At 62.8% G+C, this 20,510-nt stretch carries 20 protein-coding genes; 7 read left to right on the forward strand and 13 right to left on the reverse strand.

The annotated features are described in order from the left end of the window. Positions 1 to 55: 55 nt before the first annotated feature. Positions 56 to 2,722, reverse strand: coding sequence for a TonB-dependent receptor (locus ET21_RS0110890; RefSeq protein WP_030539695.1), 2,667 nt, complete (start codon positions 2,720 to 2,722; stop codon positions 56 to 58). A gap of 382 nt (positions 2,723 to 3,104) precedes the next feature. Here ET21_RS0110890 and ET21_RS26585 point away from each other — a divergent pair, with 382 nt between their 5' ends. Together ET21_RS26585 and ET21_RS0110900 are read left to right on the forward strand one after the other, a co-directional pair. Next, positions 3,105 to 4,031, forward strand: coding sequence for an AraC family transcriptional regulator (locus tag ET21_RS26585; RefSeq protein WP_156029113.1), 927 nt, complete (start codon positions 3,105 to 3,107; stop codon positions 4,029 to 4,031). 13 nt (positions 4,032 to 4,044) lie between these two features. Then, the gene (locus ET21_RS0110900; RefSeq protein ID WP_030539697.1) at positions 4,045 to 4,575 is read left to right on the forward strand and encodes a VOC family protein; all 531 of its coding nucleotides are present in this window, start codon (positions 4,045 to 4,047) and stop codon (positions 4,573 to 4,575) included. A 48-nt stretch (positions 4,576 to 4,623) separates the two neighbouring features. Here the strand turns inward: ET21_RS0110900 and ET21_RS26590 are convergent, their stop codons facing one another. After that, positions 4,624 to 5,238, reverse strand: a complete 615-nt coding sequence (locus ET21_RS26590) for a TetR/AcrR family transcriptional regulator (RefSeq protein ID WP_162180702.1) — start codon at positions 5,236 to 5,238, stop codon at positions 4,624 to 4,626. A 171-nt stretch (positions 5,239 to 5,409) separates the two neighbouring features. Between ET21_RS26590 and ET21_RS0110910 the strand changes: the two genes are divergently transcribed. Together ET21_RS0110910 and ET21_RS0110915 are read left to right on the forward strand one after the other, a co-directional pair. Further along, positions 5,410 to 6,366, forward strand: coding sequence for a mycofactocin-coupled SDR family oxidoreductase (locus ET21_RS0110910; protein WP_081856679.1), 957 nt, complete (start codon positions 5,410 to 5,412; stop codon positions 6,364 to 6,366). A gap of 182 nt (positions 6,367 to 6,548) precedes the next feature. Continuing rightward, complete coding sequence (locus ET21_RS0110915; protein ID WP_030539700.1) at positions 6,549 to 7,316, forward strand: Crp/Fnr family transcriptional regulator; 768 nt, start codon at positions 6,549 to 6,551, stop codon at positions 7,314 to 7,316. Between the two features lies 1 nt (position 7,317). Here the strand turns inward: ET21_RS0110915 and ET21_RS27055 are convergent, their stop codons facing one another. The 3 genes from ET21_RS27055 to ET21_RS0110930 form a co-directional block, all read right to left on the reverse strand. Then, positions 7,318 to 7,689: a response regulator gene (locus ET21_RS27055; RefSeq protein WP_030539701.1), complete on the reverse strand. Its 372-nt coding sequence runs from the start codon at positions 7,687 to 7,689 to the stop codon at positions 7,318 to 7,320. Then, positions 7,686 to 10,031, reverse strand: coding sequence for a PAS domain S-box protein (locus tag ET21_RS27060; RefSeq protein ID WP_081856680.1), 2,346 nt, complete (start codon positions 10,029 to 10,031; stop codon positions 7,686 to 7,688). Before ET21_RS27060 ends, ET21_RS27055 begins: the two co-directional genes overlap by 4 nt. Positions 10,032 to 10,141: 110 nt before the next feature. Then, positions 10,142 to 10,915: a Crp/Fnr family transcriptional regulator gene (locus tag ET21_RS0110930; protein WP_030539703.1), complete on the reverse strand. Its 774-nt coding sequence runs from the start codon at positions 10,913 to 10,915 to the stop codon at positions 10,142 to 10,144. Between the two features lie 670 nt (positions 10,916 to 11,585). On the opposite strand from ET21_RS0110930, the gene phbB reads away from it, so the two are divergent. Beyond that, complete coding sequence (gene phbB / locus ET21_RS0110935) at positions 11,586 to 12,308, forward strand: acetoacetyl-CoA reductase (protein WP_021238981.1); 723 nt, start codon at positions 11,586 to 11,588, stop codon at positions 12,306 to 12,308. A gap of 28 nt (positions 12,309 to 12,336) precedes the next feature. Here the strand turns inward: phbB and ET21_RS0110940 are convergent, their stop codons facing one another. The 5 genes from ET21_RS0110940 to ET21_RS0110960 form a co-directional block, all read right to left on the reverse strand. Continuing rightward, the gene (locus tag ET21_RS0110940; protein ID WP_237751540.1) at positions 12,337 to 12,681 is read right to left on the reverse strand and encodes a Rap1a/Tai family immunity protein; all 345 of its coding nucleotides are present in this window, start codon (positions 12,679 to 12,681) and stop codon (positions 12,337 to 12,339) included. A 26-nt stretch (positions 12,682 to 12,707) separates the two neighbouring features. Continuing rightward, positions 12,708 to 13,406: a hypothetical protein gene (locus ET21_RS0110945; RefSeq protein WP_030539705.1), complete on the reverse strand. Its 699-nt coding sequence runs from the start codon at positions 13,404 to 13,406 to the stop codon at positions 12,708 to 12,710. Between the two features lie 84 nt (positions 13,407 to 13,490). Next, on the reverse strand, positions 13,491 to 13,793 hold the full coding sequence (locus ET21_RS0110950) for a hypothetical protein (protein ID WP_030539706.1): 303 nt from the start codon (positions 13,791 to 13,793) through the stop codon (positions 13,491 to 13,493). 238 nt (positions 13,794 to 14,031) lie between these two features. Then, positions 14,032 to 15,168 (reverse strand): FAD-dependent monooxygenase, encoded by a 1,137-nt coding sequence (locus tag ET21_RS0110955; protein WP_030539707.1) that lies wholly within the window; start codon positions 15,166 to 15,168, stop codon positions 14,032 to 14,034. A 27-nt stretch (positions 15,169 to 15,195) separates the two neighbouring features. Beyond that, positions 15,196 to 16,263 carry an aromatic ring-hydroxylating dioxygenase subunit alpha gene (locus ET21_RS0110960; protein WP_021238976.1) on the reverse strand — a complete coding sequence of 356 codons (1,068 nt, stop codon included), beginning with the start codon at positions 16,261 to 16,263 and terminating at the stop codon, positions 15,196 to 15,198. A gap of 118 nt (positions 16,264 to 16,381) precedes the next feature. Here ET21_RS0110960 and ET21_RS0110965 point away from each other — a divergent pair, with 118 nt between their 5' ends. Beyond that, a complete protein-coding gene (locus ET21_RS0110965) occupies positions 16,382 to 17,344 on the forward strand; it encodes an AraC family transcriptional regulator (protein ID WP_030539708.1) in 963 nt (320 codons plus the stop codon). Positions 17,345 to 17,354: 10 nt separating this feature from the next. Here the strand turns inward: ET21_RS0110965 and ET21_RS0110970 are convergent, their stop codons facing one another. From ET21_RS0110970 to ET21_RS26600, 3 genes are read right to left on the reverse strand one after another with little or no spacing between them, the layout of a single operon-like run. Then, on the reverse strand, positions 17,355 to 18,422 hold the full coding sequence (locus ET21_RS0110970; protein ID WP_030539709.1) for an aromatic ring-hydroxylating dioxygenase subunit alpha: 1,068 nt from the start codon (positions 18,420 to 18,422) through the stop codon (positions 17,355 to 17,357). Positions 18,423 to 18,476: 54 nt separating this feature from the next. Next, positions 18,477 to 19,133 carry a TetR/AcrR family transcriptional regulator C-terminal domain-containing protein gene (locus ET21_RS28770; protein ID WP_030539710.1) on the reverse strand — a complete coding sequence of 219 codons (657 nt, stop codon included), beginning with the start codon at positions 19,131 to 19,133 and terminating at the stop codon, positions 18,477 to 18,479. Next, positions 19,130 to 19,777, reverse strand: a complete 648-nt coding sequence (locus tag ET21_RS26600; protein ID WP_030539711.1) for a TetR/AcrR family transcriptional regulator — start codon at positions 19,775 to 19,777, stop codon at positions 19,130 to 19,132. Before ET21_RS26600 ends, ET21_RS28770 begins: the two co-directional genes overlap by 4 nt. Before the next feature lie 130 nt (positions 19,778 to 19,907). On the opposite strand from ET21_RS26600, the gene ET21_RS0110985 reads away from it, so the two are divergent. Continuing rightward, positions 19,908 to 20,489: a hypothetical protein gene (locus tag ET21_RS0110985; protein ID WP_030539712.1), complete on the forward strand. Its 582-nt coding sequence runs from the start codon at positions 19,908 to 19,910 to the stop codon at positions 20,487 to 20,489. The last annotated feature ends 21 nt before the right edge of the window (positions 20,490 to 20,510 follow it).

Here is a 20,510-nt window from a genome sequence, read left to right on the forward strand (position 1 = left end):
GCGGAAGCCGCCTGGCTACGCTCCTTCCTTGTCATCCGGCGATGAATGCCTTGCCTTATTGCTCGCCGAAGCGGTAGCGGATCGACAGGCCGTACATGCGCGGTTCGCTGTAGATGCTGGTCGAATAGCCCAGATTGTTGCTGTCGCCGTTCGAATTGCTGATCCGGTAGGTTTCGTTCGTCAGGTTGGTGACGAAGAAACGCGCGTCCAGCGAAGTGCCCATCATGCCGTTCCATTCGACTGACGCGTTGAAGACGTCATAGGCGTCGACATAACCGCCCGGCTCGCTCGCCACGGTCGATGCGGGCGCGGTCCAGGACTTGTCGGCATGGGTGTATCCGCCCGAAAGGACGAATGTGCCGACCGAGCGATCCATTTCATATTCGTAACGCGCGTTGATCGAGAACTGGTTCTTTGGCGTAAAGGGGAAAGGCGTGCACGACAGGTCCACGGTCGTGGGCGGAGCGCCCGGCCCTTGCGGGATCGGCACCGGGCCGTTGCACGAGTCCTTCACCCCCTGCTGCGGGCCGGTGACCGGATCGGGCGGCACGTCCAGGAAGTAGCGCTTATATTTGGCGCTGGTGTAGGAATAGCCGCCGGACAGCGTGAATTCCTTGGTCAGACGGGCCGTCAGTTCCAGTTCCACGCCCCTGACCCGCGCTGTGCCTGCGTTGAACGTGCGCGCGCCCTGGTCGATGCCGGTCGTGTTGCAGAAGGGATTGGCCGGATCGGGACAACCGTTCGCGACATTTTCCGAGAAGGTGCGCTGGATGCCGTCATAGTCCAGATGATAGGCCGAAATATTGGCCCGCACCGGCACGGCGCCCAGGGTGAAGTCGGTCTTCGCGCCGACTTCATAGCTTTTCACATATTCCGGCGCGAAGGTCAGGCCTGCCTGCTGAACGGCCGCATAGTTGAAGCCGCCCGCCTTATATCCCTTGGTGACCTTGCCGAAGAGGAGGACGTTGTTCATCACCTCATAATCAAGGCCAAGGGTCCAGGTGGTCGCGCGCGTCTTTTCGCTCGCCGCGCCAATAGGCAGGACGACATAATCCGGCGAGATGCGGCTGCCGGAATAGCTATCCTCCGTCCGGCGGATACCGGCGGTCAGCTTCAGGCTGTCCAGCGACGGGCTGAACGCCCCGAAATCCAGCGTGCCCTGCGCGTAAAGCGCCTTGCTCTTGGTCGTGATGGCGAAGAAGCCGCCACCGTTCGCGGCCCCGTTATAGGACCCGGTCGCCTGCAATCCTTCCGGCTTCTGCTTGGAATAGAAGGCGCCCAGCACGAAGTTCAGGCTGCCATCCAGCAGCCTGCCTTGAAGCTGCGGTTCTTCGGTGATCAGGCTGACATTGGTGACGTGGGCGACGTCACCGGCTTGCGCCCCATAGACATTGCCGAAACGCGTGATCGCCGATTGCTGCACGACACCGGGCACCTGTGCGAGCACGGGAAGGAAGCTGCCGTCCAGATCCCAGCTATAGGACTGCTTCATCCGCTGATAGCCAAAGACATTGCGGAAGGTGAGTTGATCCGAAATGTCGATGGTGAGGATGTCGGTGATGGCCCAGTTCGTCAGCCGGTAGAATTGATCATTGTTGAGGATCACCCGGCGGGGACCGCGCGCCTTCTGCGCCGCCAGAACGGCTTCGGAAATTGTGGAGTCGGTCGCATCGAAGGGAATGCCGGTGCCGCTGCCATTGCCCCAGCTATTGGCGACCAGGTTGATGAGGTTGCTGCTGGTCGTATTCACGCTCGTCAGCACCTGGCCGGAACCGTTATTATGCGCCTTGGTATAATAGCCGACCAGATAATTTTCGACGCCATCGACAGGGCGGAAGGTCAAACCGGCGCGGACGGTCCAGTAATGACGGTCGTCATAATCCTTGCCGCGGTAGCCATTGTTCGTATCGGCCGGGCCCGGCAGGCCGTTGACGCCGGAATTGAGCCGGTTGCCGGGCAGCACCTGTCCGGGCGCCTGACCGATGAAGAAGGGCGGAGGCTGCGTGAAATCCTGGAACGGCAGGGTCGTGACGACGCCTGCCGGGCCGACATCCTTGGTATAGCCGTCGCGGTCGACCTTCTTCCCCGCGACGCGCAGCAGCAGCTTGTCGGCCACGAGCGGGACGTTGAGGACGGCCTCGAACTCCCGGTCGTCATAATTGCCGATCTGGGCCTGAACATAGCCGCCAAAGGAATCCTTGGGCTTTTGTGGACCGAGCAGCAGCGCGCCGCCGGTGGTGTTCTTGCCGAACAGCGTGCCCTGCGGACCACGCAGCACCTGAAGCGATTCCAGATCGAAGAAGGTGCCCGGCCCGCCCTGGTTCGCGATGATCGAACCCTGGATCAGCGGCACTTCGGCGAAATAGTTCACGACGCCCACCGGCGCGAGATAGCTTTGGCCCTGACCGCGAATGGTGATCGTCTCCGCATCGCGCTGCGTGCCGTTGGAGGCGACGTTGAGCGAGGGGATGCGGCCGAGCAGGTCGGTGGGGCTGGAGATATTCTGCTCGCGCAGCGTCTCGTTATTGAGCGCGGTGATGGCGACCGGCACGCTCTGGATCGCTTCCTCACGGCGGTTGGCGGTGACGATGATGTCGGCGATGCCCGTGTCGGCCGGGGCGGCGGCGCCCGCTGCGGGCTGCTGCTGCGCCAGAGCAGGCGAGGCGGCGGCAAGCGCGATCGACCCTGCGGTAGTTAAAAACAGCGTGCGAGACTGAAACAAAATGCCTCTCCCTTTTCCCAATGTCCGGTTTTTTGCCGCCCGTTGGTCCGGGCGGTCGATCAGGGGAGCCTATGCAGGCTGCATCCGCTTGGCAGCTACGCAGATGTGACAAGTTTTTGCATTTGTGCGAAAATCGCATGTGCCGGAGCAGGCCAGCCCGTTGTTGCAGCCGCACCTGGAAAGGCGGGAGCATATCCTGTGAACATGCTCCCGCGCTCTCCCCCTTATGATGCGGACAATATTCCCCCGCCGGGTGGGGAGGCAAGTTCGTCTCTGTGCTTATCTTTCTCTTCTGTTACGCATTTACATGCATTTGGGCCGAGATTCATGTTTATCATGACGGTAAAAGCCATTAAACAATACGCAACGATGGGAGAGGGAAGTGGCTGTTTCACCTGGGTTGTGGACGGTTCAGTCTGCGCATAAGGCGCCGCTCGCGACGGTGCAGCTGCGCCACTATGATTTTCCCACGCCCCATGAGGTGATAGAGGATGAGGACCGGCCCATCCTGTCCTTCACCTATCCAAGGGCAGACGGCCCGGATGGCAAGGGCCGCTTCGTGCCCGCGCTCGACACATGGTCCGACCTTGGCGCGGTGATCCTCCGGCCGCCGGGGCATCCGCTGCATGCTTATGGGAAGGGCGGGCCGTCCCGGATCCTGATTTGCGAATATGATGCGGCGTCCTTCAAAGGGCTGACGGGGCTGAACGATTGGGACCCGGCCCGCCTGCGCCGCTGCATCGACATCAGGTCGAACAGCATCAGCCGCAGCATCAGGCGGATCAGTCAGGAACTGGAACAGCCGGGATTCGGAAGCGAGATGCTGATCGAATCCCTGCTGCGAACGATGCTGGTCGATCTCGCCCGGCTGTTTCAGGCGGACGCGCGCGAGGAGGATGACGGGGCCAAGGGCGGCCTGACCGGATGGCAATTGCGCAAGATCAGGGAAATGCTGCATGAAACGACGGGTGACTGGCCATCGGTCAACAGCCTAGCGGATGCGTGCGGCATCAGCCGCTGCCACCTGTCGCGCAGCTTCCGCCAAGCGACCGGATCGACGCTGGCGGACTATTCCGCGATGATCAGGATATTGCGCGCAAAGACTCTTCTGGCGCAGCAGCAGTTGCCGATCGGAGAGGTGGCGAAGCAGATCGGTTTCAGATCGGCGAGCAGCTTTTCCACCGCGTTCAGGCGGGCCACCGGCCTGTCCCCGGCCAGCTTCATCCGGGCGCAGGGACATGCCGGACCGGCAGTTTACAACCGCGCAATAACCGGACGCGACATGGCGGGAGAGCGAATATTATCATGACAAGGCTATCATCATGACTCAGGCAAAAATGGGCCGGATCGATCAGATCGGCATCATCGTCGAGGATCTGGACGCGGGCGTCCAGTCATGGATGACGCGTCTGGGCATCGGGCCGTGGACCCTGTTCCGCAACGTGACGATGAGGGGCCAGTATCGCGGAGCCGACACGCTCGTCACCTGCGACGTCGCCATGGGCTATCAGGGGGAGACGCAGGTCGAACTGATGCAGATCACCAATGACGCGCCCTCGCCCTATCGGGACGCATCGGGCGCGCTGTTGACCGGCATGCATCATATCGCCTGGGTCGTGGACGATCTTGATGCCGCAGTCGCTGGCGCGCAAGCCGATGGAATGACGCTGGCATTCATGGCGTCCAGCCCCGGCACGCGCGTCGCCTATCTGGAATCGGAAGGCCAGCCCGGCATGATGTACGAGTTCATCGAAAGCCCCGCGACGCGCGAACTGATGGATTCAGGGATTGCCGCGACGCGGACATGGGACGGCACCAATCCGGTGACGGTGATCGACATGAAAGCCAGCTGATGAGGACTGTGGCCGCACCCGAAGAATGATGGCTTGGGGAAGATCGGGTCAGGAGGATCGGCAGCCGTGCCAGTAAAGATCGCACAGCGCTTCTATGCGTTCCTTCGTGTACCAGGCGCGCAGCGACGATATGCCCGGCTGCGAAACAAGGCCGATATAGCGGCCGAGCAGGACATTGATGAAGGCTTCGGCCAGAAAGGAAAGCCGGTCATCGGACGCATCCGGCAATTCCCGCGCGAAATAGGCTTTCAGGGGCGCGCTGATGTGGATTTCGGTGATTTCAGCGGTGATCTGCTGCAACTCCGGGAAGGACGCGCCTTCTCGCATCAGCAACTGGTTGAACTGGAGCGCGTGGCGTTCGAACGCGCCTTCCACGATCGCTTCGGCCCTTCGGATCAGGCCCTCGCGCCCCGGTCCGGGGTCACCGAGCGGCAGCAATTTGCCGCGCCGTTCCGCGATGCTTTGATAGACCGCGCGGAACAGGCCAGCCTTGCCGCCGAACTGCGCGTAGATCGTCTTTTTCGCCACCCTGGCCTCCGCGGCGACAGCCTCGATCGATGTCGCGCGATAGCCCCGGTCAAGGAACATTTCCGCCGCGACGCCCAGCAGGTCGCCCGTCAGCACACGCGATTCTTCCTTTGTCGGCCGCCCCGTCCTTTTCATGCCGCTCATCTCACATTGGGCGGGCGCGAAAGCAAGCATGCTCTTGCCTGTATGGAAACGCGATCGTAGACTTTTTACCGCAGAGGAATCGCCTGCGGAGACAGGGCCCTGTAGAGATAGGGCGATGACCGGCGGCTGATTTGAACGCCGCCATTAAGGGAGGATGAAGCCATGGCTGAGGACGACCCCAGCATCTCGCGCCGCCAGTTCGTTGCGTCGGCAGGTCTGGTGGCCGCCGCGTCGGCATCCAGCGGCGCGGCCGAAGCCGCAGCGCCGCAACGGCCCGCCGGGCGCTTTGCCGGAAAAGTGGCGTGGATCACCGGCGGCGCGCGCGGCCAGGGCCGCAGCCATGCCCAGCGCCTTGCGGCGGAGGGCGCCGACATCATCCTGTCCGACAGCATGGCTTCGCTGCCGACGATCGACTATCCGATGGCCACGCAGGCCGATCTTGACGAGACGGCGGATATGGTGCGCGCGGCGGGGCGGCGCGTGCTGGCGCTCAAATCGGACGTGCGCGATCCCGCCGCCGCTGCGGACGTGGCGCAAAAGGGCGCACGGACGTTCGGCAGGATCGACCTTTTGATCGCGAATGCCGGGGTGTACGGCACCTCTCCGCTGGCGTCGATGAGCGATGCCCTGTTCGACGACATCCTTCGCACCAACCTTTACGGCGTGTTCCACAGCATGCGCGCGGTTCTGCCCGGCATGGTGGAGCGCCGGTCGGGCCGGATCGTCGCCGTCGCATCGCTCGCCGCCCGGACCGGCCAGCCTAACACGGCCGCCTATTGCGCGTCCAAATGGGGCGTCATCGGCATGGTGAAGGCGACCGCGCTCGAAGTCGCCAGAAGCAATGTCACCGTCAATTGCGTCTGCCCCACCGCGGTCAACACGCCGCTGCTCAACAATGCCGCCGCCTGGAAAAGGGCCCTGCCCGGCGACCCGGCGCCGACGCAGGCGAAATTCGAAGCGAAGATGCGCGAAAACCCCTTCGCGCCGCAGGGTGTGCCGTGGGTCGAGCCATCGGACGTCAGCGACAGCGTGCTGTTCCTGCTGTCCGACGAAGCGCGGCATATCACCGGTTCGGCGATCGATGTCGCGGCGGGGAGCATGGCTGGCAACGCCGCCTGACCGCGACTGCGCCTGTACCTTCGCGCCTGACCCGCACCACAGGGCGCACATCCGCTCAAGCAACCGGGAGACCGGCTGAACGGCCCGTCGCATGCCTGTCATCCATGTGAGACCGTTTCGGGTTTCGCGCGTTGTGCCGGTATCCCCACCTTGCGGGTGCCGCTGCACAGTTGGACAGGATCATGAGTTTTGCTCCAGCCACTGAAACCTTTCAGCTTTTCCTGAACAAGGTCCAGGTGCGTTCGCCGCTGTCGGCGGAAGAACAGGAAGCGGTGCTGCGCCTTCCCGCGCGGCCGCGCCAGATCGCCGCGCATGGAGAGATCGTGCGGCTTGGCGAGCAGGTCAGCCACTCATGCCTCGTCGCGAGCGGGCTCGTGTCCCGCTTTTCGCAGATGGAGGATGGAAGACGCCAGCATATATCCTTTCACATCGCCGGGGACATGGTCGATCTATATTCGCTCATGCTTCCGGCCGCGCCATCGGCGCTGGTGGCGCTGACGGCGACGACGATCTTCGAAATACCGCATACTGCCTTGAGCGAACTGGCATTCCGCTTTCCCGCTCTCGCGGCGGCCTTCTGGCGGGAATGCGTGATCGACGGGAATATCGTGGCGCAGTGGCTGGTCAGCGCGGGACGGAGGGATGCGCGCGGCCGTCTTGCCCATCTGCTGTGCGAAATGGCGGTCCGGTCGGCCCAGATCGGCAAATATGTGGATGGCAGCTTCCCCTTTCCGATCACCCAGGAACAGATTTCCGACGCGCTGGGGCTGACATCGGTGCATGTGAACCGGTCGATCAAGGCGCTGCGCGAAGAGGGCCTGATCCAGACATCGCGCGGGATGGTGACGATCATCGATTGGGAAGCGCTCAGCTTCGCCGGAGAGTTCGACCCCGCCTATCTGCATCTGCCGCCATTGCCACGCACTGCGGTGCGGGCGGTGACCGTCTAAGTCACTCTCCGCGCAGCATATGCGCCATCGCCTGCACCACCTTTGTGGCGGACATCGGCTTTTCAAAGCGGGTCACGCCTGCAAATTCGTCAGGGATGATGCCGGGGTCATAACCCGTCACGAATGCAAAGGGCACATCCTCCCGCGCAACCGCGCGCGGCAGATCGAAGGACGGGCCGTGGCCCAGATTGACGTCGACGAAGGCGCAATCCGGCCTGGCGGCAAGCAGCGCCCGCTCCGCTTCCGACGCATCGCCAAAGGGCCCCACCACGGTCGCCCCCGCCGCTTCCAGCGCAGTCTGCAAGTCGGTCGCAAGGAAATAGTCATCCTCAACGACCAGCACCCGCGCGCCTTCAAGATTGCGTACGATCATCGGCTCACTCCACTGGTCTGAAGAATGCTGTCCCCCGGCCTGAGCGGGAATTCGATCAGGCTTTCCAGCCCTCCGGGCTTGAGGTCGAAACTGCCCGTGCCGCTCAGGTCATAGGGGATGCGCCGCGAAATCAGTTCCGCGCCGAAACCGCGCCGTCGCGGAACGGCATCGACGATCGGCACCCCATGTTCCTTCCAGTGCAGCACCAGCCAGTTCCCGCCTTCCCGCGCCTCCCCCCGCCAGCGGACCATCAAATGACCGTCAGCACGCGAAAAGGCGCCATATTTGGTCGCGTTGGTCGCAAGTTCATGCACCGCCAGCGTCAGCACCTCGGCCGCCTTGGGCGACAGTTCGATCGCTGGTCCCTTGAGCGTGAATTGAGATTGCTGCGCGGCCTGGACGACCAGTTCGTCCCGGATCATTTCCTCCAGGTCGACGCCCGCTCCCGCGCTGCGCGTCAGCAGGGCCTGCGTTCGGGCAAGGGCGCTGATCCTGCCCTGCAAATGCTGCACATAATCGCTGGTGGACCGTTCGCCATCGTCGGAGCGGCTGACGATCGAGCGAAGGACGGCAAGGATGTTGCGGACCCGGTGCTGCAATTCGGCGAGCAGGATATTCTGCCGTTCCTCCGCTTCGCGGGCGCGGGTGATGTCCTGACCGATGCCGCCGATCAGGACGATGCGCCCAGCCGCGTCGCGAATGGGAAAATCCGTATTGCGCAGCCAGCGGACCTCGCCATCGCTGGGCCGTCTGATCCGGTAGTCGAAGGTGACATGCTCTCCCGCCAGCACTTTGCGGATGGCGTCATCTGCCTGCGCCCGGTCTTCCGGCTCGATCAAGCCGACCCAGTTGCGATAATTGTCTCCGGTCAGCGCTTCCTCGCGCGTGATGCCGTAAATGCGTTCGAACGCAGGCGTCAGATAGGTCCATTGCAGCGTGTCGATGCTGCGAATCCACAGCACATCCTGCGACGCTTCGCCGAACCGCCGCAGCCGCTCCTCGCTTTCCCGCAGCGCCGCTTCGGCCGCCTTGCTCTCGGTGATGTCGCTGATGACGCTGACGCATCCGGTGACATTGCCCGCTGCGTCGCGGGTGGGAGTGGTCGCGACGTTGGTCCACCGCTCGCGGCCATCTTCGCCGCGATAGACCATCTCCTGTCCCGGCACTACCCTCTCGCCCCGCAGCGCACGGGCTCCGGGAAAGTCCTGCGGCGCGAGCGGCCTGCCCTGCGCATCCCATGCCTGCCAGAGGCCCTTATGCGCCGGATCGCGCGACGGGATGATCCCGGAGGGCAGGAAGCGCAGATAGTCGCTGTTGCCGATCACCACCTTGCCATCGAGGCCGATCACAGCGACCCCGGCGGGAACGCTTTCGAAGGCTGCGGCGAGGCGCGCCTCGCTCTCACGCAGCGCCTGCTCCGTCCGTCCTCGCTCGACAGCGTCCCAGGTGCGTTCGGCAACCTCCTCCGCCAGGGCGATCTCTGTCTTGGTCCACTCATGCGCCGCGCAGTGATGAAGGCCGATCGCCCCCACCCAGCGGCCGTCCTTGACGAGCGGAATTCCGACGAAGGCGCGAAGGCCAATGGCATCATAGGCTTCAAGTTCGGCCGCGCTGACGCGCGGGTCGCGCGCGACATCCGCCACGGCGACGGTCTTTCCGAGGTTGAAGGCTTCCTTCACATGCGGCCCGAACTGGTTCATCAGGCCGCGCCCGGCACTCGCGGGCACGCCGTCCGCATAGCCGCCACCGGCTTCGAAATATTCGCCGCTGTCATCCGCCTCATAATATTGCGCGCGGCTGAGGTGGAGATGTTCGCCCAGCGCGCGCATCGCCTCCGCCTTGATCCTGGAAGAATCGCTGAGCGGCCGCAGCGTGTCGGCCAGCCTGAGAAGGAATGTCTGGCGCTCCTCGCTCTCGCGCAGGGCCAGTTCGGTGCGCTTGCGGACCGTCACATCCTCGTAGAGCGCATAGGCCCGGTCGCCGCCCGCGGGATAAGCGAACACCTCGAACCAGCGGTTCAGGGATGCGACCGGATATTCCAGCCGCTCCGCCTGCCCGGTCCGCGCCACGCGATCGAAGGCTTCCGTCCACAAGCCCTCCAGGCCGGGGAAGATCTCGCTCGCGGTGCGCCCCCTGGCTTGCGCCGCCGGAACGCCGAAAAAACGTTCGAAGGCCGGGTTCAACTCGATATAGCGCTGGTCGACCGCCCGCCCGCTTGCATCGCGGATAAGCTCCAGTTCGCAATAGCCCTGCCCCAGCGAGTCGAAGAGGCCGCGATACCGGTCCCGCTCGGCCTCCGCCCGCGCCAGGCGGTTTTCAAGTTTGGCTTGCGTCGCGGACATAGATGACCCTCGCACATCAGCTTTGCGGCGCAGATTACATAGATCAGATCGCCTGCCTGGTTCCAGAAAACGCGCGAAACCGCGGCTGGCTGCACGGAATTCACGACGCGCTAGGCGCTTATTCCGGCAGCGCCCGGCGCCTGAGGCGAACGGACGGGATGGATCGGCCGCTGCGCATTCATGATCTGATCGTAGCGGCTTTCGGCGACGCCGTAGAAAGGGCCGCAATAGCTTTCAAGCCCGTGCCGGTCGCGGATGGTGACAAGGCCCCGCTGCGCCCTGATCCACCCCTCCCCTTCCAGAATGTGGATGGCGTGGGTGATGCTGGCGCGCCGGACGCCCAGCATGATCGACATATTTTCATGGGTGAGCGGCAGGTCGTCCAGCCCCACCCGGTCATGATACATCAGCAGCTTGCGCGCCAGCCGCGCCTGCACATTGGCCCGTACGCTCGCGCTGACGTTCAGGCTCATCTGCGCGATCTGGGTCTGCACATAGCGCAGCAGATAGGTGAGCAGCCCGTCGCTAGAGCGGGTTGCCCGCAAAAGGCCGGACCGGGTGATGACCAGTGCGCGTCCCGCAATCTGCACATAGCTGTCGCGCTGGGGCAAAAGATCGGCCACCAGCGAACTGACGCCCACCATCCCCTCGCGCCCGATCAGGCCCACCTCGACCGGCTCCCGCAGATCGCCGGTTTCCAGCAGGGAAATCACACCGGCCTCGATGAAATAGATATTTTCCGAACGATGGCCCGTCCGTTCCAGATAGGCCCTGGCTGGCAATTCTTCGCTGTGCAGATCGGGCCATAATATTTGCCGGTCTTGCGGAGCCATGCCTGCCAGCAGGTAATTGCCGGTACGTGCAACACTGGCGTTGCCTTGCATGGCTCAGAGCCCCTCCTGTAGCGGCGGTGCCCGTCGAAATCCTCGGCGGCATCTCTCTTTTTCAACTGCTTATAACCACTCCGGCCGCGCAATCGTTCCGGTGCCGGAGCGGAAAAATATGGGCGTAAAAGGGGTACTCCGGCTGGGGAAATCACCCGCGCCTGTATAATAAAGCGACGGTTGAATGTACGATTTCGTACAAAGTTTTGATCTTCCCGGAAGGTCGTTCCTGTGCGTAAAACAGCATCAGAGTTTAGACGATGCTGACAACAAATATGGCATCAGTCGATATCTTGACGATTAGAGAGGATGTCTGCCGTTGTCTGTCAGGAATAGAAAGAGCGGTAGATTGTATAGCAGAGCAAGACAATTTCCCGGCCTAGTGCACAGGTCATGGTCATCCTCAGATTCCGATCTTCAGCGGCAACCATTGACTGGCGCTGCGGCGAGAGCGCTGCAAGAGCGGTTCTGGGCCGTGGCGGATGGCGCCGCTGACTAGGCGGACAAGGCGGTTGGGCGCGGCCAACGCTTTGGTTTCAGCGTGGCGGCGGTCAGATCCTCACACTTTTTCAGGTGCGACCCGGGAGCCTTCTTGCGAAGGCTCTCCAACTTGGGCCGGCAAATTGCCGGCCCCATTTTTTTTGCCGCTATATTGTACGGAGCGTTGGATATGAGCAGAGTTGCAATTGTCACTGGAGGCACGCGCGGCATCGGCGAGGCGATCAGCCTTGCGCTCAAGGAAATGGGCTATCAGGTCGCCGCGAATTATGCGGGGAATGAGGAAAAGGCGAAGGCCTTTTCGGCGCGGACAGGCATTGCGGCCTTCAAATGGGATGTCGGGGATCATCAGGCTTGCCTGGACGGCTGCGCTGCGGTGGCCGAGGCATTGGGTCCGGTGGATATTATCGTGAACAACGCAGGCATCACGCGTGACGGCGTGCTGTTCAAGATGAGCTTCGATGACTGGAACGAAGTCATGCGCATCAACCTTGGCGGCTGCTTCAACATGGCCAAGGCGGCCTTTGGCGGCATGCGCGAACGCGGCTGGGGACGAATCGTCAACATCGGATCGGTCAACGGGCAGGCGGGCCAATATGGGCAGGTCAACTATGCGGCCGCGAAGTCCGGCATTCACGGCTTCACCAAGGCGCTGGCGCAGGAGGGCGCAAGATATGGCGTGACCGTGAACGCGATCGCGCCCGGTTATATCGATACCGACATGGTGGCGGCGGTGCCTGCCCCGGTATTGGAGAAGATCGTCGCCAAGATCCCCGTGGGCCGCCTTGGCCAGGCGCAGGAGATTGCGCGCGGCGTTGCGTTTCTGTGCAGCGACGATGCCGCATTCATCACGGGCAGCACTTTGTCGATCAATGGCGGCCAGCATATGTATTGATGCGCGGCGGCTGAATGGCGATCGGGCCCTATTTTCTCTTGGGGCAGGGCCAGGCCTTGCGCGTCGCTGCAAAGACAAGTGCGGAAGCGGACTTGTTCATGCCGGGCGGATCGGTGCTCAGATATTTGACGGTTATGTCGCGCAACTTGCTGACGGTCACCTTTGCGGGGATGCAGCTTTTGAGCTTGTTGACCTCTCGCGTCGTATTGAAGGCATCGACCGCCCCAGCGATGTACGCGACGCATTCATAGGTCTTTTCGAAATAGTCGGGCGAACCGGCTTTGGCCAGGCAGACTTCGGCCAGCTCCTTGCCTGAATAGAAACCCGCCGGTGCAGGCGCAGCAGAAAGGCCAAGGATGGCAAGGACCGCCATGTGAATTGCCCTGGACTTCATTTCGCTCATCCCGCCCTGGCGCTGAGGAAAGGTTGGACGCGTATCAGCGGAAATACCTCTTCCAGCGGCTTGGTGTCGGGCAGAATATAGACATAGCCGCCCTTGCGCAAAAATAGCGGGCGAAGATGGCCATTATAGAATTTCAAGGGCACGTTGATGCACCCGAAGGTGATCCGGTTGTCCTCTATCGTGGGGGACAGCATGCGATTGCGCCGCCGCTCCTTCGGATTGCCCTTCGGGATCGGATGCAGCGCGACGGAGGTGGTATAATCGACCCAGAGCACTTTCTGGCGCCCGGCGGCGAGGCCGAATTTCGCCAGAAAGCGGCCGGCTGGCGTCGTCTTTTCCGCCGGGCCGATCTCTGCAAGGCTCTTTTTGCCGACGCCCGGCGTGGCGTCGTCGCCCACGGCGATGCCGATCAGGACGGGAGCGGCGGCGACATTTTTCCCCTTCGCATCGAAGAGGAAGGCATGGGCGGCATTTTTGTCGATGACGATATAGGGTAGCGACCTGTTGTCGCCGCTGGCGGCGATCCAGTCGAGGACGCGCGCGGCGTCCGCTGATCGCGGCACATCCGGCGGGGCGATGGTGCTGCTCCCCCGCGCGGCGCTGCGCGATGCGGCAGTCTTGACCTTATCCGCCGCCAGCGCCGGCATGGCGCCACAAAGCGCCAATGAAGCCAGCGCCGCAAGGATCATTTTCATCAGGGATTCACTCGAAAATGACCGGCGCCTGATAAAGCGCCGGTCCATATCCGCTGCACGACCGGCAGCGAAGGATGATGGCTGTCAGTTACGGGCGCGCTTGCGCCGGTTTTCCTGCATCCTCTGTTCCACGCTATCCACGCGGGCGTTGATCTGATCCAGACGCTGGCCGTTATTCTGCGCCTGGGCGGATGCGGACTGCGCCTCCGCCAAGGCCTGTTTCGCCGTGCCGTCCGTCGCCTGCAACCGGGCGTCGAGGGCATCGACCCGCTGGTTCACCGTGGCGACCTGCTCACGCACGAAGCCCTTGGTCGCGCAGCCCGTCAGGCCCAGAGAACCGGCCAGTATCACGAATGCAGGGATTATTTTATTTAAAGGCTGCGACATCAAATTCTCCCAATCAGTTGCCCCCCCTGCCTTTTCCCAAGCTGAGCATTTCCGTGCTGACAATATATTTCGGTTTAACGGTGCATCCCGCCAGTCGAACGGATGAATTCACCTGTCGAAAAGGGGAGAATGGACATTGGCCGCAGGTGAACACTGATGATGGCGGCCCCGGACCGCCGAAGACTGGCCGCACTCCGTCATCTCATCCGCCAGCGACTGGCATGAGCCCTTCCCGCGGTCAAACGGGTTCGGCCAGACGCGCCGCGCTGCTGCGCATCACCGCCGCTACATCGACCTCCTCATGCGCGTCGGTTTCCAGCCGAGCGAGCTGGCAGCTTGCCTCCACCACATGGCGGGCGCGGCCGTAGCGACGGGTAATGAAGCGGGCGAGTGCGCCTTCAATGCCTCCCTGCGCGCCGTCCAACTCTTCGGCAAGGACGACGGCGTCCTCGATCCCCATCGCCGCGCCCTGCGCCAGCACAGGCGGGTTTGCATGCACGGCGTCGCCGATCATCACCAGCCGGCCGCGTCCCCATGGCTTCGGCGCGATCAGCCATTCCAGCGGGCGGAAGCTCACATCGGCAGGGTTGACGATCTCTGCGGCCAGTTCGGCCACCAGCCCGCCATAGCCGTCAAGTTCCTCACGCATCTGCCGGTCCAGCGCCGCCGGATCCCGCCAGCCGCCGTCATCGGATTGCACGATGTAGAGATAGGCCTGATCTTCGGACACCGGGCATATGCCGACCGCGCCATGGCGGCCGCCCAGGAAAAGGTGGGTACAGCGCACCTCAGCCGGACGGCGCACCGGCACGCGCCAGCAGGCCTGTCCGGTGAGCTTTGGCTCAAGTTCCGGCATCAGCGCCCTACGCGTTGCCGAGTAGAGACCGTCCGCAGCGACGATCAGTTCATAGTCTTGACGGGAGCCGTCGTTGAACCGGACGTCCACCTTGTCGCCTCTGTCTTCCCAGCTTTCCATCGTCGTTGCGCAGCGGATGCGCGCCACCTGCCTTGCGGCTTCGACGAGGATGGCGTGGAAATCGGCTCTGCGGATGCCCGTTCCCCCCGGCCACTCAGGGCCGCCGATGCGCGGCAGGGGATTGTCCAGCATGAAAGACCCGTCCGCATGCATCATGCGCATGATGTCGGCAGGCATCCCGGCCGCGACACATTGTTCCGCCACGCCGATGCTGGCGAGCGCGCGCATTGCATTGCCGACCAGCGTCAGGCCGACTCCGCCGCCATCCTCCACCTGCGGCTTGCGTTCGACGACATCCACCTGCCAGCCCCGCTGACCGGCCGCCGCCGCGGCCGTCAGGCCCGATATGCCCGCGCCGATCACCAACAGGCGCCTGCCCGCATCCCATCCGCTCGTCATTGCTTCCCGTCTCCCTGGTGAAGCGGCTTACTCGGCGGCGATGGCCGCACCTGCCCGTTCGGCGGCGACCTGGGCGGCAATGATGCGCCGCGTCCTGATCTGCCCCTCGTCAGCGCGAATGGACACTTCAGGCGCGCGCTCCGGCCCAAGTTCGTCATAGAGCCGCTGAATATCGTCCAGCGCGACCACATCCTCCATCAGCAGGAAGCGCAGATCGTCGAACAGCGTCTCATGCCTGTTTTCATAGTCGTTCGCGACACAGACAAATTGATAGCATTTGGTCCGGCTGACGGGCGTGATGCCGAAGATCAGCCTGTTGTCGCGCCGTGTGCCGCCTTCCCCCGTTTCGATGAAGCGGGTGCGCACGACGCACAGATTGGGGGCATAACTGGTCAATTCCAGCGTCCTGTCCGCCCTTTCCGTCTGGAGGTGCATGGTCTTTGCCACCATTGGAGCGATAATCTCATCCTTGAACTCGCGGATCATCGACACGCGCGATCCATCGACTTCGCAGACGAAGGGATGAGAGGCGACATTGCCGGAATCGATCAGGCCATGATGCAAATAGGTGATGTGCGTGGCATCGACCAGATTTTCCAGAGAGAAGAGGTAGTTGGAATTGGCTTCGAGCTTCACGCCATAATAGGAATAAAATCCCTTTGCAGTGAGGCCCAGTTCCTCATGATCCGGAATCAGTCTTTCGTCCATCGCCGCGGGGTCCCCTGCCCACGCCCATATCCATCCGCCGATTTCCTTGAGCGGGTAACGATGCACGGACAGCGCGGAACTGACTGCGCCGCCGGACGGGATCAGGCAGGACCGTCCATTCTTGCCGAACTGAATACCATGGTAGGAACATTGGATATTGTCGCCGATCAACGTGCCGCCCATGGACAGGCGCATGCCCCGGTGCGGACAGCGGTCGAACAGCGCAACCGGCTCCCCGTCCTCCGTACGGTACAGCACGACAGGATCGCCGAACAATTGGCGATGCATCGGCTCGCGCGTGACTTCGTTGGAAAAGGCGGCGACATACCAATGGTTGCGGGGATAAGGCGCATTTCCTGGCTGCATGTCGATGCCGTTGATGATCATGGCGCTCCCTCTCCGGTTGATTTGTCGTTTCCGCCGCATCATACAAAATGAAAATAGCTGAAAAACCGCTGCATCGTCCGAAACAAGGCTATAATCGTCCAGCGGGAGAGGAGTGGCCGTGGATCATCTCAGCAAAGCGCTGGCCGACACCCATTTGCGCGGATCGCTGCTCGCGATGCTGGACTTCGCCGCGCCATGGAGCGTGGATTTCGAAACGGCGCACTCCGGCGCGCCAACCCATTATATCGTGTCCGGCGAAGCGTGGCTCGACCGTATGGGAGAGCCGCCCCTGCGGCTTGTACCGGGCGATCTGGTGATGTTCCCCCGCTGGGACCGGCACATCTTGTCCTGCACGCCGAAGACCGAAGGAACGCTGACGATCCGCGAAGTCGTCGCGCGCAGCAAAGGCGTGCGCTGGACGCCGGGCGAATGGCTGGACCATCCGCTTTCTATTTCCATCCCCGGCGACGGGCCGCGAACCACCCTATTGTCTCTGGTTTTCGAACTGGATGAAAACACGCCTCATCCGCTGCTGCTGGCCCTGCCCCGCCTCATCCATCTGCGCGCGGCGGACACGCAGATAGGGCCCTGGCTGCAACAGTTGATGCAGTTCCTGATCGCGGAGGCGGAGAGCCAAAGGGGCGGCTATGCCGTCGTGTCGAGCCGGATCGCCGATCTGCTGTTCATGCAGATCGTGCGATCCGAATTGCTGACCCGTCCTGAACAGGTGGCGGGATGGCTGCGCGCGCTGGTGGACCCCGCCATCGGTACGGCGCTGGCGGCGATGCACGACAGGCCGGGGGAAAGATGGACCCTCCCCGCGCTTGCCCGCATCAGCGGCCTTTCGCGATCCGGCTTTTGCGCCCGGTTCCGCGAACTGATGGACGTGACGCCGCACCAGCATCTTCAAAGGCTGCGCATGGAAGCGGCCGCCGCCCGGCTCTCCGCAGGTGCGCGGGTCAAAAGCCTGGCGGACGAATTCGGCTATGCCACGCCCTTTTCCTTCAACCTGGCCTTCAAGCGTCACTTCGGCATGACGCCCAGCGCCTATCGCAACCGGCACCAGCTGCTGGAGATGTGATCGGGTGCGGTCAGGCGGCCGGTGCTTCTGCGGCGGCCTCGATTGGCGAGGCAAGGCGGCGCTCCGCATCAATCCGTTCGTACAATATCTTGCGCGCCCTCGCTCCCGCGGCGTCACCGGGCAGCCAGCCGATCCGCGCGTCGCGCAATCCGCCGCTGCCCAGATTGGCCTGCTGCGCCTGCAACATCGGCAGATCTTCCGTGGCGAAGGGAACCGAAAGAAATTCGACCTGCTCACGGGCAAGCTGCGCGCCGTATTCGCCCATCGCGCGCGGGAAGGAGATGGAGTAGAAATAATGCGTGCTGCCCGCGCTTTCAGGCGTGAACAAATGGGCCGTCGGGGTTTCGCGGCCTTCCTTCTGCGGCCGCCCTGATGGCACTGCGCCTGCGAAGATCGCCATGTTGGCGGGCATCGTCCAGCGGACATGAATCCAGCGGTCCGCTGGCTGGCCCGGCTCCACCCCCATGCGGGCGGACAGGCGCTCGTTCATGATTTCGCCATGGACGGTGCGGTTCGACCAGACGACATCGCCTTCCACCTGGCAGGCATATTCGCCCTGTGACACCTGGTCGCTGCCCAGCGTGTCCGGGTGCAAAAATTCGATATGGCTGAGGTCAAGGATATTCTCGATCTCCAGCTCGTAGCCTGCCTTGACCCCGATATAGCCTTTGCCGACGAAGAACGCGTCCGGGTCGTTGAAGCCGAAGTCGGGGATCAGCGCCGGGTCCGCCGCCTGCGAATCTCCCATCCAGATCCAGATCGCGCTGTGACGCTCCACCACGGGATAGCTTTGCACCTTCATGGTGCGGGACGGCGGCCCAAAGGGATTATGGACGCATTGCCCCTGCGCATCGAAGCCCAGACCATGATAGCCGCAGCGCAGGCTACCATCCACGATCCTGCCAAAACTGAGCGGCGCCAGCCGGTGCGGGCAAAGGTCACGCAGCGCTACGGGTTTGCCCGCCGCGTCGCGGTACAACACCACCGCCTCGTCCAGCAGCCGCCTGCCCAGCAGCGCTCCTTCGGCAATTTCATGATCCCAGCAGGCAACATACCAGATGTTACGCAAGAATGTCATAACCGCTCTCCCAACCTTTATGTGTACTATCGGTACACATCATTGGAGAGCCGGTCAATCCATGGCGCCATCCAGGAAGAGGCGGGCGGTCTGCACCGCTTCCTCCCTTATCTCCTCGTCGGAGGGCGGATCGGGGAGGATGCCGTACAATGCACGTTCGAAGAGATTGCTGCGCAGCATATGCGTCAACCGGCTGACCGCAGTGGGCAGGTCGATGTCGCGCCTCAGGCCCTTGCCCCGCCACGGCTCAAGGAAACGGACCAGCTCATCGACGATGACGCCATGGCCATTGGCATAAAATGCCCGCGCCAGTTCCGGCGGATAACCCGCGCCCGCTGAAACGGCGCGGTAGGTGCGAAGGACTTCAGGTTGCAGATAGAAGCGCAGAAGGCCGGAAAGCGCCTGCTCCAATCCCGTGCGCAAGGATGAAGGGTCCGCGGAACGCGCCTCTTCGAACAGTTCGACCATTCTCTGCCGTGCGCCAGACGCCAGCGCCTCGGCGAGCAGGCCATTGCGGTTACCGAAATATTTGACCACCGTGGCTTTCGATCCTCCTGCGTGGCGCAATATTTCGTTGAGGCTGACATCGTGGAAGCCTTCCTTTTCCAGCAAAGCGCGCGCCGCCTCCAGCAGCGCAGCCTTGCGGGCTTCCGCGGCTTCCCGCTTGGCGCTGCCCCGCTTTCCTGCCTGCTCCCTAGCCGGCGCAGTCATAATCCGTCCCGGCCGTCCTGCCGGGCAGCAGCCGGTTGCAGGCCGGTGTGGAGGATGTTCAATCCATCGCGCAGCCCGGATGCGAAGTCCTGGGCCGATATCCGCTCATTCACCCAGTCGCGCAGATAATACCAATAGGCTGAGAAGGCCATCATCGCGGCGTTCATCGTTGGCAGGCCGGGATCGATCAGGCCCTGCTTTTTCGCTCTCTCCACAATCAATGTCAGGCAATATGCGATCGGTATGTTCTCGACCTGCGCGCCCAAGCCCGGTTCACGGTAAAATCCCACTTCCCGCAGGACCGCCTTCGCCAATTTCCGATCGGCATGATGGTAGGCGAATATTTTCTGGAAGAAGGACAGAAACTGCTCGATCAGCGGCGCGCTTTGGTCGATGGTCTCGAAAGCCGCCATCACGACCTCCTTCATCTCCTCAACGAACGCCAGGATGAGCAGGTCTTCCTTCTTCGCGGCATAGAGGAACAGCGTTCCTTCCGCGACACCCGCCTCTCGCGCGATCTGGGCGGTCGTGGTCTCCTCAAAGCCATGGCTGTGGAACAGCTTGCGCGACGCCGCAATGATGCGTTCCAGCTTCTCCTGCTTGTTGCGCTCGCGGCGGCTGAGGGATTTGCCCGCTACCGTCATTCTCCTGCTTCACCTGTGTCCCGGCCCGATCCTTGTTGTGGCTAACCATCATGGCAGGGCAGGGTCAACGGGCTTGACTCCGCCACGCCTCTCATTAAAAATGAGTACACTCATAAATATGGAGAGAGCGATGGTGACTCGGCGCAGCTTTCTATACTCGGCGGCGGCCGCCATCGCTGCGCGGGAACTGGGTATCGAACCGGCTTTGGCGGGTGATCTCCCGGCCGAACAGCAGGTGAAGATCGCCCTCTATGACAGCCGCTTTTCCGCCGCACGTGACTTTGGCGATGAAGCGGCTGCCCATGGCCTGCGCACGTTCGGCTTCGCCAATGATATGTCGCGCCTCTGGCGCAGGACGCTGGCTCCTACTCTTCGCGAACGGCCGCAGGCGATAGCCGGTCTGACGCATGTGGGCGCGCTTTTCTGCCTTGAGCGGATGGCGTGGGACCTTGGGATGCGCGTCATGCTGCGCATCGAGCATTTCGAGGATCAGGGCGGAAACTGCCGCCATATCGCTGCCGCTGGCATCCCTGCCGCAATGACCGGCCTGCTTGACACCGGCGGAGCAAGCTATGGGCGCCAGGCGGCCGGGCTTGCCGTCGCGCCCCGCTCCGCCTGGCGGGATTGCACCCATGCCGCGCCCGCCGGTGTCGCCGGACAGACCGGCGATCCGCTCGCCACCTGGGTGATCGCGCCAGTCCGGCGCGCCTGACCTTTTCCTCCATTTGACGGA

It is taken from the genome of Sphingobium sp. DC-2 (assembly GCF_000722555.1).
Taxonomy (GTDB): domain Bacteria; phylum Pseudomonadota; class Alphaproteobacteria; order Sphingomonadales; family Sphingomonadaceae; genus Sphingobium; species Sphingobium quisquiliarum.